Genomic DNA, 13,709 nt, shown 5'->3' on the forward strand with positions numbered 1-13,709 from the left:
CCTCTCTAATCCGCGCATCTCGCCTGTTTCATGATGAAGATGAGACCGATTCAGTTTGCTGGTTTGAGATTCATTCAATCGCCAAAAGTTATGCCGGACTGTCATTTGTGACAGTAGACCGTGGTCCTCGCGAGCGTTAGCGTTAAATCTCTTCATGGGCAGAGAGATACTGATCATGCCGATCTTCACCATCACAACATTGGCCTGTGTGCTGGTTCTATGGAGCGCTGCCGCGGCCACTGCCGGACAAGACTGCATCAGCGCCTGGAAGCAGAATCCTGTTAGCCAAAGCTGCAAGGAGTACTCAAATGCTACCTCGCCAGATCAGGTCGTGCCGATGGTCATCGACCTGCAGAATGGCCAGTGTCGAATGACCGTTACTTGCGAGAATCAGTACGGTGGTGGCGTACCCAATCTGTCCCGGGACATCGACATGGACGCATTGAGTAGTGTCCACAATTGCAACGGCTACCTTCAGGTTGATCCTTGCTGAGGCGGGTAACTTGAACGGGGCCAGAGCGAGCACCAGCCCCTGTTCCTCATGTTGCTTGCACGGTTCGGTATCCGTTCATTACTCAGACAACCGGGCCCGTTTCAGTTTGTCGAGTCAGGCGTGCCAGCAGCACCCGGTCCAGCGCCCAGACCACCACCATGGAAGCCCCCACCAGCGGGAACATCACGCCCAGTGCGAGCATGATGACCGTCGCGGTTTTCCACTTCGGCAGGTCGTGGCGCAGCGGTGGAACGCCGAACTTGCCTTGCGGACGGCGCTTCCACCAGATCACCACGCCGCTGACGGCGCTGAGCAGAATCATCAGGCAAATCAGCAGGACGATGATCTGGTTGACCACGCCGAACATCTTGCCTTCATGCAGCATCACGCCGATTTCGGTGGCGCGGGCGACGGTGCCGTACTGTTCGAAACGCACATCGGCGAGGACTTCACCGCTGTATTGATCGACATGCAGCGTGGCGTCGTTGCGCGGGTCGTCGGCGAACACGGCGATGGTGAACACGCCCGTCGCGGTTTTCGGGAAGGTGATGCTGTAACCCGGCTCGACGTTGCGTTGCTCGGCGATGTCCTGCACGTCTTGCAGGCTGATGGTCGGTGCGGCGGGGCCGGCTTGCGTGCCGCCGTGGGCCATGTGTTGGGCGTGGTCGCCAGACATCGGCATCGGCGTGTTTTCCATCGCCCACGGCACGGTCTGGCGCGTGGCGGTGTTGAGGCTGCGGGCCTGTTCATCGGATTTGGGCACGTTGTCCCACATGGCGGCCGGGAACACGTTCCAGACGCCTGCGTATTTCTCTCCCCAGAAACCGGTCCAGGTCATGCCGCTGAGCAACATCACCAACAGCAACGACGCGCCCCAGAAACCGGTCACGGCGTGCAGGTCACGCCACAGCACACGTCCGCGACTGCTCAGGCGCGGCCACAAAATGCCCGCTGCCTGGCCGCGCGGCCACCACAGGAACACACCGGACACCACCAGCACGATGCCCCAACCGGCGGCCATTTCGATCAGTCGATCACCGACGGTGCCGATCATCAGCTCGCCGTGAATCGCCCGTGCAATGGCTTGCAGGTTCTTCTTGGCGTCTTGCTCACCGAGGATGTCGCCGTGGTACGGATCAATGAACACGTTCAATTCGGTGCCGCCGTTGATCACGACGAACTGAGCGCTGCGTTCGGCGTTGACCGGCGGCAGGTACTGTTTGATCGTTGCCTGTGGATAAGCCTCTTTCACGCGCTTGAGCAGGTCATCGGCGGACACGGTGTGGTGGCCGGCCGGGACGTTCATCAGGCTGCCGTACATCAACGGATCGAGTTGCGGTTTGAACAGGTAGAGAGTGCCGGTCAGGGCCAGCATCACCATAAAAGGCGCCACGAACAGACCGGCATAGAAATGCCAGCGCCAGGCCAGGTTGTAGAAATTCACTTTGGGCTGTTTCATCACGTGTGCTCCGCTTTGGCTTGGGTCTTTTAGTTGTTTTGTTTGCGGTTGCTTCGCAACCGATCGCGGGCAAGCCCGCTCCCACATGGACGGTGGTGTTCCTGTGGGAGCGAGCTTGCTCGCGATGCTTTTAGAAGCTCATGTCCACCTTGGTCCAGAGCGTTCGCCCCGGTTCTTTAATGGCTTGCGGGTCATTGGCCGGGTAGCCAAAACCGGCGTTGCCGGCCAGGTTCAAATGCTCGGCGTACGCCTTGCCGAACAGGTTGTCGACGCCCGTGCTGACCTTCCAGTTCTGGTTGATCCGGTAGGCACCGTTGAGCGAGAACACGCCAAAACCCGGGGTCTTGCCGAAGTCCTTGCCGACCACATTGCCCTTGTTCAGGTCGATGCGGTTTTGCGCCGCGACCACGCGCCACAAGGCCCCGGCGCTCCAGTTGTCTTCGCTGTAGGTCAGGCCGAAACGCGCATCCAGTGGCGGCATTTGCGGCAGCGCGTTGCCGTCGCTGCTGTTCTTGCCCCAGGCGTAGGCCAGGGTGGCGTCGGTTTTCCAGTTGGACGTCAGTTGATACGCCGCACCGAGCTCGCCGCCCATGATTCGCGCGTCGATGTTCTGTGCCTGAGAGGTGGTGCCCATCATGGTCGGGGTGTAGTTGAACAGGATGTAGTCGTGCACTTTGCCGATGTAACCCGAGGCCCAGGCTTCGAGGTCTTGGTTTTTGTATTGCAGGCCGAAGTCGATCTGCGTGGTTTTCTCGGGCTTGATCGAATCGAAGGCATTCACCGAGCCGGCGGGGCCGTTCTTGGGTGAAAAGAGTTCCCAGTAATCCGGGAAACGCTCGGTGTGGCCGAGGCCCGCATACAGGGTGGTCGGGCTGTTAGCCAGGTCATGTTCATAACGCACGAAGCCGCTGGGCAGGGTGTCGGCGCGGGTGTCGTCGGCAGTCGGGTTGGGGCGCGTCATCATCCCCGAGCCGATGGTTTGCCGGTAATCCTTGACCGTCGCGCGATCCAGGCGTGCGCCGGTAATCAGCCGGTCACGGTCGGCGGCGTACCAGGTCAGTTCGCCGAAGACGCCGTAGTTGTGGAAGTCGGCGTCCTCGGTGTATGGCAGGTTTTTGTAGGTGTCGATGCCCATGCTGCCGCGCTGGCGGTGTTCGCTGGTTTGCGCGTCGATGCCGCTGATCAACTGAATGTCGGCCCAGCGCCAGGTGCCTTTGATTCGTGCGCCGAGGGTTCGGCGGTCCACGTTCGACGCCATCGGCCCGGACATCATCCCGGTGCCGGAGGGCGTGCGCAGGGTGTAGTTGTCCATCACGTGGTCGGCGTAGTTGTAGTAAATCTGCGCCTCGACCTTGTCCAGCACGTCGCCGATGTTCGACTTCTCGAAACGCAGGCCCAGGCTTTCGCGCTTGAACTGCGAACCGTCCATGCCGCGCCCGGCGTAACGCGCTTCACCGTCGCCTTTGCCGGCGGTCAATTCCAGCAGGGTGTCGGCGTCCGGGGTCCAGCCGAGCACGACGTCACCGTTCCACTTGTCGTAGCGCGACGGCACGGTGTCGTTGTTGCCGTCGCGGTAGTCGTCGGAATGCGCGGTGTTGCCGATCACCCGCACGTACCCCAGCGAGCCACCGGCAGCGGCATCCACCACTTTGTCGAAACGACCGTTGGAACCGCCCAATACGCTGGCGTTCACCCGCGAGCCGAGTTCGCCGAAGCTTTCCGGTTCACGGTCGAACAGGATGGTCCCGGCCGAAGCACCCGGGCCCCAGAGCACGGTTTGCGGGCCTTTGATGACGGTGAGTTTGTCGTAGGTTTCCGGCGAAAGGTAGGAGGTGGGGGCATCCATCCGGCCGGGGCAGGCGCCGAGTAACTGGCCGCCGTTGGTGAGGATGTTCATCCGCGAGCCGAACATGCCGCGCAGCACCGGGTCGCCATTGGTGCCGCCGTTGCGCACGAGGGCGAAGCCGGGGATGGTTTTCAGGTAGTCGGCACCGTCGCTGGCCGGCACGGGTTGGCGCGGGTCCTTAGGGTTGGTGACGATGGTCAGCGGTGAACTCGGGGCGATCGCGGTGATCACCGTCGGGCTCAGTTCTTCAGCGTGGCCGGCGTGTTCATTAGCCATCGCCATCGGGGTCAATAAGGCGCCACACAGCAATGCGGTGGCGTGCCTGAAACGAACACTGGATTCGTTCAGGGCGAAAGTTGCTTGGGCAGCGCTCAAGCGTGAGTCAGCAGAAAACCTGGACATGACAATTTCCATCGAACAGTCGTAAACGACACGGCCGGCAGCCTTTGGCTGTCTTCTAAACCGTGTGAAATCAGCGGTGGGTGTTTACGCGACGACGGGTGGGGCGCGGGTTCGGGCGCCGGGGAAGACGGTTTGCCGGGCGTGGCCCAGGCGGGTGGACGGGGTGGTGAACGTGGGGGCTGGCGGGGTATCGAAGGCGGTAAACGAAACACCGCCGGTCAGCGCCGGGCAATTGAACAGCAGGCTGCAATAGCCGCATTTTTCCCAGATCGCGTGGTGCGACGTGGTAGGCGGGCAATGCTCGGCAGTGGGTTGCGCGCCGTGGTCGGCGTGCTCCATTGCCGACATATCCATGTCCATGCTCATGTCCATCGACATGTTCATGGTCATTGAAGAGGCGCGTTGATCCATCGGCATCGACTGAGAAATCAGCGGTCCGATAAAGATCATCAGCATGGCGAACAGGCTGATCCAGCTGCCGCGCGTCAGGCTCAAGGACTGACGACGTGACGCGGATGACCTGGCGCTAAGCGGGCGCATGGGCGTGTTCAGCTCAGTCGATTACTGGGCGTGGGCGTGCATCTGCGTATCTTCCTGTGGCTTCTTCTGCACCGCGACTTCGACGGTCACGTCACCGGCTTTTTCGAAGTGCATTGTCAGCGGGAAGTGTTTGCCATCGCTCAGCAGGCTGCGGTCTTTCAGGTTTACCAGCATCACGTGATAGGCCATCGGCGCAAACGTGACGTTGCCGCCGGCAGGGATGTCGACGCTCGGCACCTGCTGCATTTTCATCAGATCCTTTTGCATGATGTGTTCATGCAACTGGGCTTCGCCGGCAATGGGCGAGTCAACGCTGAGCAGTCGGTCAGCCGTTTTGCCTTTGTTGTCGATCACAAAATACGCAGCAACGGTCGGCGCGTTGGGCGGCAATTCTTGCGACCACGGATGAGCGATTTCCAGTTCGCCGACTTTATATTCGTGGGCATTGGCAAAGCAGGCAGGCAGCAGCAACGCGGCCAGAACGATGAGTTTGTTCAACATGGCAGTTCTCCAGAGCGATTCAAAACGCAGGTCAATTGCGAGAAGGAATCACACCAGAGGGGAAGCGCGGGGGTTGAGGCTGGGCCATTGCTGGCGCGGTGTAGGGGTATCGAGTGTGGTGGCGGGCAAGCTTCGATTGGATTCGAACTGTGCGAAGTACAACTGTGGTTCGTGCCCCGGCAACGCCACCAGTGGCGCGGAACCCGAACAACACCAGCAATGCTGCATGTTGGAATGATCGTCGCTCTGCGGCGCTTTCTGCTCCAGCGTGCCCAAGGAAATCGCCACCATTTTGGTGCCGCTGGACGTGCAGAAACTGCCCCACAACAACTGCTCGGCCGGCGATTTCGCCGTTTGTGCCATCGCGTTGCTCATCGGCATGGCGAGCATGTTGAACAGCACTGCGAAGCAGGCGATCCAGGCAATTGCAAGCCGATGTCGGGACATGGGACAAATCCGGTTGAGTGGAAGATCAAGCGCGGCTATTTAGCCTGATCAGGGCCGATAAGTAAAAAAGCGGCGTGCGGTGTGGTGTCGCAGTGCCATGCATCTATAAATTTATGATAGTCGCGAATTTCAGATTGCCAGTGCCGTCCAGCGCCGATCACGCATTTTTTTGTAGCAGCTGGCGAAGCCTGCGTCCGGCTGCGAAGCAGTCGTAAAATCAGGCACCTCGATTTTTCAGGTTAACCGTGGATGCAGGATTTACGACTGCTTCGCAGCCGGACGCAGGCTTCGCCAGCTGCTACGGGTTATGTGTTGATCTCAGCTGTCAGGGCAGCCAGCACGTCTGCCACCACCCCGAACTCCCGATCAACTCCTGGCAACACCGGTCGCTTCAAGACAATCACCGGCACCCCGCGCTCCCGTGCCACGTCCAGCTTCGGCTCGGTGGCGGTGCTGCCGCTGTTTTTGCTGATCAGCACATCGATCTGCCGACGTTCGAACAGCTCGCGTTCATCGCCAAGCAGAAACGGCCCGCGTGCGCCGATCACTTCGCAGCGCTCGTTGCCGGGGTAAACGTCCAGCGCACGCAAGGTCCAGAATTGCTCCGGCGGGATTTCGTGCAGGTGCTGCAAGGGTTCGCGGCCGAGGGTGAACAGGGGGCGGTGGAAGGGTTTCAGGGCGTCGATCAGTTCGGCCCAGTCGCCGACTTCGCGCCAGTCATCCCCGGCCTGAGGTTGCCAGGCCGGACGGCGCAGTGCCCAGCAGGCGATGCCGGTCAACTGCGCGGCAGTGGCGGCGTTCTGGCTGATTTGTGCGGCGTAGGGATGAGTGGCGTCCAGCAGCAGGTCAATGCCTTCATCGCGAATGAACTGCGCCAGACCCTCCGCGCCGCCGTAGCCGCCGACGCGCACCTGGCAGGTCAAATCGGTCGGCACGCGACCCACGCCGGCCAGGCTATAGAGGTGTTGCGATCCGAGGGTTCGAGCGATGGCCAGGGCTTCCGTCACGCCGCCGAGCAGCAAAATGCGCTTCATTGAAAAGCCCCCGCATGACCGACGATCCCGCCCTGGCGGTCGATGGCAAACACTTCGACCTGAACCTGCGCCGGCACCACGCTGCGAGCAAAATCCAGGGCGTGCTGGCACACCGCATCACCCAGCGCGATGCCTGCCGCGCTGGCCATGGCCAAGGCTTGCTGGCTGGTGTTGGCCTCGCGAATGGCCTGTTGCAACGCGTTATCGGCGCCAACCGCCGCTGCCCATTCCGCCAGTTGCGGCAGGTCGATGCTGGAGTGCCGGCTGTGCAAATCCATGTGCCCGGCCGCCAGTTTGCTGATCTTGCCGAAGCCGCCGCACAGGCTGAGTTTATCCACAGGCACTTTGCGCAGGTGTTTGAGCACGGCGCCCACGAAGTCGCCCATTTCGATCAGGGCGATTTCCGGCAGGTCGTAGACCCGGCGCATGGTGTCTTCGCTGGCGTTGCCGGTGCACGCGGCGATGTGCAGGTAACCATTGGTTTTGGCGACGTCGATGCCTTGGTGGATCGAGGCGATATACGCCGCACAGGAGAACGGCCGGACGATGCCGCTGGTACCGAGAATCGAAAGCCCGCCAAGAATCCCCAGTCGTGGGTTCATGGTTTTCAGCGCCAGGGCTTCGCCGTCCTCGACATTAACGGTGACCTCGAAACCGCCGCTGTAACCGAACTCTTCGGCCAACAACCTCAGGTGATCGCTGATCATTTTGCGTGGCACCGGGTTGATCGCCGGCTCGCCGACGCCGAGCACCAGCCCAGGCCGAGTCACCGTGCCGACGCCGCGACCGGCGTTGAAGCGTATGCCCGGCTCGGCGCTCAGACGCACTTGCGTAAACAGCAGGGCGCCGTGGGTCACGTCAGGGTCATCGCCGGCATCCTTGATCGTCCCGGCTTCGGCGCCGTCGTCCGTCAGGCGACAAAACTCCAGGCGCATCTGCACCTGCTTGCCCTTTGGCAAAACGATCTCTACCGCGTCAGCACTCATCCCGGCCAACAACAAGCGTGCGGCCGCCAGGCTGGTGGCGGTGGCGCAGCTGCCGGTGGTCAGGCCGCTGCGCAGCGGGGCGGGTTGCTCGGCGGTTTCGTCACGCATCGCAGGGCTTCGTCACGTCCAGCAAGGTAATCGGCAACGCCTGACGCCAGGTGTCGAACTCTCCCAACGGCTGGGCCTGAGCAATGTGGATGCGGGTCAATTCACCGCCGTGCTGTTCGCGCCAGGCCATCAGGGTCATTTCACTTTGCAGCGTCACGGCGTTGGCAATCAGTCGCCCACCGGGTTTGAGTTGTGCCCAGCAGGTGTCGAGCACGCCTTCGCGGGTGACACCGCCACCGATGAAAATCGCGTCCGGGCGTTCGAGCCCGGCGAGCGCCTGTGGCGCACTGCCACGGATCAGCTGCAAGCCGGGAACGCCAAGGGCGTCGCGGTTCAATTCGATCAACTGTTGGCGACCCGCATCGGCTTCGATTGCCAGTGCACGGCAACCGGGGTGCGCGCGCATCCACTCGATGCCAATCGAGCCGCTGCCCGCGCCGACATCCCACAGCAGTTCACCGGGCACCGGCGCCAGGCGCGCGAGGGTGATGGCGCGAATATCACGCTTGGTCAGTTGCCCATCGTGCTTGAACGCAGAGTCTGGCAGCCCGGCCAGACGCGAAAGGCGCGGAGTGTTCGGTTCGGCGATGCACTCGATGGCGATCAGGTTCAGATCGGCGACCGCCGGATCATTCCAGTCATTGGCAACGCCTTCGATGCGCCGTTCGGCCTCACCGCCCAGATGCTCCAGCACCGTGAGGCGGCTCAGACCGAAACCGCGTTCACGCAGTAACCGGGCAATAACGGCAGGGCTGTGGCCGTCGTTGCTCAAGACCAGCAGGCGCACGCCGCTGGACAGATGGGCGTTCAGTGCGGCGACCGGGCGGGCCACCACCGACAGCGTCACGACCTCTTGCAAGGGCCAGCCCATTCGCGCCGCCGCCAGCGAGCAGGAGGAGGGGGCGGGCAGAATCTGCATTTCAGCTGCCGGCACTTGCCGCGCCAGGCTGGCGCCGACGCCAAAGAACATCGGATCGCCGCTGGCCAGCACGCACACCGGCTCGCCTCGATGGGCCAACATCGGCTCCAGGGAAAAAGGACTCGGCCACAACTGCCGCTCGCCACGAATGCACACGGGCAACAAATCCAGTTGACGCTGACCGCCAATAATCCGCGAAGCACGCAGCAGCGCGTGCCGGGCATTTCTGCCCAGGCCTTTGAAGCCGTCTTCACCGATTCCCACTACTGTCAGCCAGGGTGACATCTGCAGCCCTCAAAAATAGTTCGCAATCGGACAGTTCCGACGGGCAGGCTTTTCATGCCGCCTGACAAAGCAGGCATAATACCGCGCCTTCGCCCGCGAAGCGCCTTTCCCACAGAGCCAGTCGCCCCTTTGAACGAACGTCCGATGTCCACTGCCTTACGCCCCTCGGCTTGCCCGGGGTTGCTACGTATCGTTCAGGCATTGGATGGCGGTATCTGCCGGATCAAATTGAATGGCGGTTCGATCAGTGCCGATCAGGCTGAGGCGGTGGCTTGTGCAGCCGAGCGCTTTGCTGGCGGCGTGATCGAGGCGACCAACCGCGCCAACCTGCAAATTCGCGGGATCGGTACGCAGCACGGGGCGTTGATCGACAGCCTGATGGCGGCCGGGCTGGGCCCGAGCACTGTCGCTGGCGATGATGTGCGCAACCTGATGCTCAGCCCGAGCGCCGGGATCGATCAGCACATGTTGATCGACACACGTCCGTTGGCCGGGCAGATTCTGGCCACCCTGCAAAACCACGAACCCTTCCATGACCTCAGCGCCAAATTTGCCGTGCAACTCGATGGCGGCGAAGCCTTGGCCATGCTCGAACATCCGCATGACCTGTGGCTTTCTGCGGTCGAGTGGAACGGCGAACAGCGCTGGGCATTTGGTCTGGCCGGTTGCCCGACAGACGTGCCCGTCAGTTCGGTGGCGCTGGATCAGGGCCATGCGCTGGTCGTTGCGGTGCTTGAAGTGTTTCTGGAACGGGCGCGCCCGGATCAGACGCGCATGCGTCATTTGCTCGCCGAATGTCCGCTCGACGAGTTTCTCGCGCATCTGGCCGAACGCGTTCCGCTGATGCCCGTCACCGAGTGGCAGCGTGACGCGAGTGCCGGCATCCTGCACATCGGCGCTCATCCGCAGCGTGACCCCGGGCAGGTGTATGTCGGCGCCGTACCGCCGCTGGGACGCCTCGACCCCGCCATGCTCCGGGGCGTCGCCCGACTGGCTCGGGAGAAGGGCGATGGCAGCGTGCGCTTTACCCCGTGGCAAAGCCTGTTGCTGCCCGCTGTCCAGCGCGTCGATGCGCCGTACGTTATCCACAGTCTTGAACAACTGGGCCTGCAATGCTCGGCCGATGATGCCTTGGCCCGACTGATTGCCTGCACCGGTTCGACCGGGTGCGGCAAAGGCCTGGCCGACACCAAGGGCGATGCCCGGCAACTGGCGGCGCTGCTGCAACGTCACGGGCATGCGTTGAACGTTCATCTGTCCGGTTGCACGCGTTCCTGCGCGGCGGCGCACCGGGCGCCGATCACCTTGCTGGCGGTTTCTGCCGGTCGCTACGACCTCTATTTTCGCGATGCAGCACAGCCCGGTTTCGGCGCGCTGCACGCCCGCAGTCTTACTATTGAAGCGGTCGCAGCCTTGCTCGACGACCGCTCACGGAGCCCCCTGGATGCTTGATTACATACGCGACGGTCAGGAGATCTATCGCAACTCCTTCGCGATCATTCGCGCCGAGGCCAACCTGGCACGAATCCCCGCCGACCTGGAGAAACTCGCGGTGCGCGTGATCCACGCCTGCGGCATGGTCGATGCCATCGACGGCTTGCAGTTTTCCGAAGGCGCGGGCAAGGCCGGGCGCGATGCGCTGGCGGCCGGTGCGCCGATTCTGTGCGACGCGCGGATGGTCAGCGAAGGCGTGACCCGCGCGCGCCTGCCAGCCAACAATCAGGTGATTTGCACACTGCGCGACGACAGCGTTCCAGAGCTTGCCCGCGAGTTGGGCAACACCCGCTCCGCCGCCGCGCTGGAACTGTGGCGCCCGCACCTGGAAGGCAGCGTCGTGGTCATCGGCAATGCGCCGACCGCGCTGTTCTATCTGCTGGAAATGCTCGACGCCGGCGCGCCAAAACCGGCCCTGATCCTCGGCTTCCCGGTGGGCTTCGTCGGCGCTGCCGAGTCCAAGGCCGCGCTCGCCGCCGACAGTCGCGGCGTGCCGTTTGTCATCATGCAAGGTCGCCTGGGTGGCAGTGCCATGGCCGCCGCCGCTGTTAATGCCCTCGCCACGGAGATCGAATGATGCAGCAACCTGGACGCTTGATTGGCCTGGGCGTCGGCCCCGGTGATCCGGAGCTGATTACCGTCAAAGCCCTGCGCCTGTTGCGCGAATCCCCGGTGGTGGCGTACTTCGTCGCCAAGGGCAAAAAGGGCAATGCCTTCGGCATCATCGAAGCGCATCTGCAAGACGCACAAACGCTGCTGCCGTTGGTGTACCCGGTAACCACCGAGGCATTGCCGGCACCGCTGTCCTATGAGCAAGTGATCAGCGATTTCTACGATGCGGCCGGCGAAGAACTCGCCGCGCATCTGGACGCGGGCCGTGACGTCGCGGTGATCTGCGAAGGTGATCCATTCTTCTACGGCTCTTACATGTACCTGCACGATCGACTGGCCGAGCGCTATGAAGCCGAAGTCGTGCCGGGTGTCTGCTCGATGCTCGGCGGCGCTTCGGTGCTGGGCGCGCCGCTGGTGTACCGCAATCAGAGTTTGTCGGTGCTGTCCGGTGTGCTGCCTCACGACGACCTCAAGCGTCGGCTGGCCGATGCCGATGCGGCGGTGATCATGAAGCTGGGGCGCAATTTCCCCAAGGTCCGTCAGGTGCTCGAAGAACTCGGTCTGGCAGACCGCGCGCTGTACGTCGAACGCGCGACCATGGCCAATCAGAAAATAGTGCCGCTCAATGAGGTCGAGCCGATGTCCTCGCCGTACTTCTCGCTGATTATCGTGCCCGGCGAACGGTGGCAAGGCTGATGGCCCGTCCCGTTCCGGCGATTGTCATTCTGGGCAACGGCAGCCTTGCGACCGCGCGCAAGATTCAGCAGGTTTACCCCGGCGCATTGATCCACGGCCTGGCTGAACGGGTTGAAGGCGCAGACCGTGTCTATCACGAGTTCGGCGCAACCTTGCGTGAGTTCTATCAACAGGACACGCCGATCATCGCCCTGTGTGCGGCGGGCATTGTCATTCGCACGCTCGCACCGTTGTTGCTCGAAAAAGGCGCCGAGCCGCCGGTGCTGGCGGTGGCCGAAGACGGCAGCGCCGTGGTGCCGCTGCTCGGCGGGCTCGGTGGTGTGAACGTCATGGCCCGGGAGATCGCTGACGGTCTCGACGTTGCGGCAGCGATTACCACCAGCGGTGAATTGCGCTTTGGCACGTGCCTGCTCAATCCGCCAAGTGGTTACGCGCTGGGTGATCTGGAACTGGGTAAACGCTTTGTCTCGGATTTACTCGCCGGCCAGAGCGTGCGCATCGAAGGCGCGGCGCCATGGTTGGCGCAGGCGCAATTGCCCGAGGATCCGCAGGCGCAGTTGTCGATTCACGTCGGCAGTGCCGAGCGCCTGCCTGCGGCTAATGAATTGCTGATCTACCCGCGCAGCGTTCTGGTGGCGGTGAATGGCGATGTGGCGGAGCTGCCGAATGCGATTCGCGCGGCGCTGCATCAGGCGAACATCGCCGTGCAATCGCTGGCGTGCCTGGTGGCCAGCGAGCGGCACATGGCCAACCCGGCCTTGCGTGAAGCGGCGCTTGAACTGGGCGTGCCGCTGCGTTTTGCGACGTTCAGCGGCAGCGTCGGCGAACTGGCCCGCCACAGCGTGCCGGACGCTGCCGTCGTTTCGGCAGACTTGGGTCTTGCTATTGCAGTGGCCAGCCAACCGCTGGACCCCGCCCGGATCGGTCGTGCGCGCGGTCGTCTGGCGGTGATCGGCCTGGGCCCTGGCGCCGCCGAACTGATGGTGCCGGCGGTCAAGGCCGAACTGGCGCGTGCCAATGATGTGCTCGGTTATGAAACCTACGTGCGCATGGCCGGGCCGTTTCGCGACGATCAGGTGCTGCACTGCACCGATAACCGTGAGGAAATGCAGCGCGCTCGCCATGCGTTTGAACTGGCAGCCCAGGGGCGTTCGGTGGTGGTCGTCTCGTCCGGCGATCCCGGCGTGTTCGCCATGGCGGCCGCGGTGCTCGAAGCGCTACACGAATCGAATGAGCCCACATGGCACCGCGTTGATCTGGAGATCCTTCCGGGTGTTTCTGCTTCCCTGGCAACCGCGGCTCAGGCCGGCGCGCCGTTGGGGCACGACTTCTGCGTGATGTCCCTGTCGGACAACCTCAAGCCTTGGGCAATCATCGAGAAACGTCTGGACCTGGCGTCTCAGGCGGACCTGGCGCTGGCGTTCTACAACCCGATCTCGCGTTCGCGTCCCTGGCAGTTGGGGCGGGCACTGGAGATCGTCGCGCAACACCGCACCGCGCAAACGCCGGTGGTGTTGGGACGAGACATCGGGCGTCCGGGCCAGACCTTGCGCGTCACCACGCTGGGGCTATTGACCCCGGATCAAGTGGACATGCGCACGATGGTGCTGATCGGCTCCTCCACCACCTGTGTGTTCCCGCGTGCCGAGGGTGGCGAGTGGGTGTATACGCCGCGCTGGTATGGCGACAAGCCAACGTCATAATAGTCAGCGGCCTCATTCTGAGGCCGCACTCTATCGGCTGCTGTTCAATTAATATCAATCTCTTGCAACACTGTTATTAAAAGTGCTGCTGTAAGTTAATATTTTTAACTGTCGGTGCGGCGGGTTGTTGTTGCGGTTTTCGCATTTCTGAATGTTTTGTTGGTAATCAATTGTCTGTTTTGTT

Annotated in this window: 13 protein-coding genes; 5 read left to right on the forward strand and 8 right to left on the reverse strand. The window is 62.5% G+C overall.

The annotated features are described in order from the left end of the window. The first annotated feature begins 175 nt into the window (after nucleotides 1-175). Complete coding sequence (locus tag BMS17_RS29085; protein ID WP_077432408.1) at nucleotides 176-493, forward strand: hypothetical protein; 318 nt, start codon at nucleotides 176-178, stop codon at nucleotides 491-493. Nucleotides 494-575: 82 nt separating this feature from the next. Here the strand turns inward: BMS17_RS29085 and BMS17_RS29090 are convergent, their stop codons facing one another. The 8 genes from BMS17_RS29090 to BMS17_RS29125 all read right to left on the reverse strand — a co-directional run bounded on the left by BMS17_RS29090 (nucleotide 576) and on the right by BMS17_RS29125 (nucleotide 9,020). Next, nucleotides 576-1,952, reverse strand: a complete 1,377-nt coding sequence (locus BMS17_RS29090; protein WP_077432409.1) for a PepSY domain-containing protein — start codon at nucleotides 1,950-1,952, stop codon at nucleotides 576-578. 130 nt (nucleotides 1,953-2,082) lie between these two features. Continuing rightward, nucleotides 2,083-4,200: a TonB-dependent copper receptor gene (locus BMS17_RS29095; RefSeq protein ID WP_077432410.1), complete on the reverse strand. Its 2,118-nt coding sequence runs from the start codon at nucleotides 4,198-4,200 to the stop codon at nucleotides 2,083-2,085. Nucleotides 4,201-4,284: 84 nt separating this feature from the next. Further along, nucleotides 4,285-4,740, reverse strand: a complete 456-nt coding sequence (locus tag BMS17_RS29100) for a DUF2946 domain-containing protein (RefSeq protein ID WP_077432411.1) — start codon at nucleotides 4,738-4,740, stop codon at nucleotides 4,285-4,287. A gap of 21 nt (nucleotides 4,741-4,761) precedes the next feature. Next, nucleotides 4,762-5,241 carry a copper chaperone PCu(A)C gene (locus BMS17_RS29105; RefSeq protein WP_077432412.1) on the reverse strand — a complete coding sequence of 160 codons (480 nt, stop codon included), beginning with the start codon at nucleotides 5,239-5,241 and terminating at the stop codon, nucleotides 4,762-4,764. A gap of 48 nt (nucleotides 5,242-5,289) precedes the next feature. Next, nucleotides 5,290-5,688: a DUF2946 domain-containing protein gene (locus BMS17_RS29110; protein ID WP_046033012.1), complete on the reverse strand. Its 399-nt coding sequence runs from the start codon at nucleotides 5,686-5,688 to the stop codon at nucleotides 5,290-5,292. Between the two features lie 305 nt (nucleotides 5,689-5,993). Further along, complete coding sequence (locus BMS17_RS29115) at nucleotides 5,994-6,722, reverse strand: cobalt-precorrin-6A reductase (RefSeq protein WP_077432413.1); 729 nt, start codon at nucleotides 6,720-6,722, stop codon at nucleotides 5,994-5,996. After that, nucleotides 6,719-7,816: a cobalt-precorrin-5B (C(1))-methyltransferase gene (locus BMS17_RS29120; RefSeq protein ID WP_046033010.1), complete on the reverse strand. Its 1,098-nt coding sequence runs from the start codon at nucleotides 7,814-7,816 to the stop codon at nucleotides 6,719-6,721. Before BMS17_RS29120 ends, BMS17_RS29115 begins: the two co-directional genes overlap by 4 nt. After that, nucleotides 7,809-9,020: a bifunctional cobalt-precorrin-7 (C(5))-methyltransferase/cobalt-precorrin-6B (C(15))-methyltransferase gene (locus tag BMS17_RS29125; protein WP_046033009.1), complete on the reverse strand. Its 1,212-nt coding sequence runs from the start codon at nucleotides 9,018-9,020 to the stop codon at nucleotides 7,809-7,811. Before BMS17_RS29125 ends, BMS17_RS29120 begins: the two co-directional genes overlap by 8 nt. A gap of 144 nt (nucleotides 9,021-9,164) precedes the next feature. On the opposite strand from BMS17_RS29125, the gene cobG reads away from it, so the two are divergent. Genes cobG through cobJ form a run of 4 tightly spaced genes read left to right on the forward strand, consistent with a single transcriptional unit; the run spans nucleotide 9,165 to nucleotide 13,525 of the window. Continuing rightward, complete coding sequence (cobG, locus tag BMS17_RS29130; RefSeq protein ID WP_046033008.1) at nucleotides 9,165-10,472, forward strand: precorrin-3B synthase; 1,308 nt, start codon at nucleotides 9,165-9,167, stop codon at nucleotides 10,470-10,472. Continuing rightward, the gene (locus BMS17_RS29135) at nucleotides 10,465-11,091 is read left to right on the forward strand and encodes a precorrin-8X methylmutase (RefSeq protein WP_046033007.1); all 627 of its coding nucleotides are present in this window, start codon (nucleotides 10,465-10,467) and stop codon (nucleotides 11,089-11,091) included. The genes cobG and BMS17_RS29135 overlap by 8 nt, the downstream gene beginning before the upstream one ends. Then, on the forward strand, nucleotides 11,091-11,822 hold the full coding sequence (locus BMS17_RS29140) for a precorrin-2 C(20)-methyltransferase (RefSeq protein ID WP_046033006.1): 732 nt from the start codon (nucleotides 11,091-11,093) through the stop codon (nucleotides 11,820-11,822). Before BMS17_RS29135 ends, BMS17_RS29140 begins: the two co-directional genes overlap by 1 nt. Beyond that, the gene (gene cobJ, locus BMS17_RS29145) at nucleotides 11,822-13,525 is read left to right on the forward strand and encodes a precorrin-3B C(17)-methyltransferase (RefSeq protein WP_077432415.1); all 1,704 of its coding nucleotides are present in this window, start codon (nucleotides 11,822-11,824) and stop codon (nucleotides 13,523-13,525) included. The genes BMS17_RS29140 and cobJ overlap by 1 nt, the downstream gene beginning before the upstream one ends. Nucleotides 13,526-13,709 lie beyond the last annotated feature (184 nt).

It is taken from the genome of Pseudomonas sp. C9, assembly GCF_002000165.1.
Lineage (GTDB): Bacteria > Pseudomonadota > Gammaproteobacteria > Pseudomonadales > Pseudomonadaceae > Aquipseudomonas.

Excerpts from the sequence above, each read along its gene's own strand:
- BMS17_RS29085 (WP_077432408.1), top strand. The coding sequence starts at position 176 with ATGCCGATCTTCACCATCACAACATTGGCCTGTGTGCTGGTTCTATGG.
- BMS17_RS29090 (WP_077432409.1), bottom strand. The coding sequence starts at position 1,952 with ATGAAACAGCCCAAAGTGAATTTCTACAACCTGGCCTGGCGCTGGCAT.
- BMS17_RS29095 (WP_077432410.1), bottom strand. The coding sequence starts at position 4,200 with ATGTCCAGGTTTTCTGCTGACTCACGCTTGAGCGCTGCCCAAGCAACT.
- BMS17_RS29100 (WP_077432411.1), bottom strand. The coding sequence starts at position 4,740 with ATGCGCCCGCTTAGCGCCAGGTCATCCGCGTCACGTCGTCAGTCCTTG.
- BMS17_RS29105 (WP_077432412.1), bottom strand. The coding sequence starts at position 5,241 with ATGTTGAACAAACTCATCGTTCTGGCCGCGTTGCTGCTGCCTGCCTGC.
- BMS17_RS29110 (WP_046033012.1), bottom strand. The coding sequence starts at position 5,688 with ATGTCCCGACATCGGCTTGCAATTGCCTGGATCGCCTGCTTCGCAGTG.
- BMS17_RS29115 (WP_077432413.1), bottom strand. The coding sequence starts at position 6,722 with ATGAAGCGCATTTTGCTGCTCGGCGGCGTGACGGAAGCCCTGGCCATC.
- BMS17_RS29120 (WP_046033010.1), bottom strand. The coding sequence starts at position 7,816 with ATGCGTGACGAAACCGCCGAGCAACCCGCCCCGCTGCGCAGCGGCCTG.
- BMS17_RS29125 (WP_046033009.1), bottom strand. The coding sequence starts at position 9,020 with ATGTCACCCTGGCTGACAGTAGTGGGAATCGGTGAAGACGGCTTCAAA.
- cobG (WP_046033008.1), top strand. The coding sequence starts at position 9,165 with ATGTCCACTGCCTTACGCCCCTCGGCTTGCCCGGGGTTGCTACGTATC.
- BMS17_RS29135 (WP_046033007.1), top strand. The coding sequence starts at position 10,465 with ATGCTTGATTACATACGCGACGGTCAGGAGATCTATCGCAACTCCTTC.
- BMS17_RS29140 (WP_046033006.1), top strand. The coding sequence starts at position 11,091 with ATGCAGCAACCTGGACGCTTGATTGGCCTGGGCGTCGGCCCCGGTGAT.
- cobJ (WP_077432415.1), top strand. The coding sequence starts at position 11,822 with ATGGCCCGTCCCGTTCCGGCGATTGTCATTCTGGGCAACGGCAGCCTT.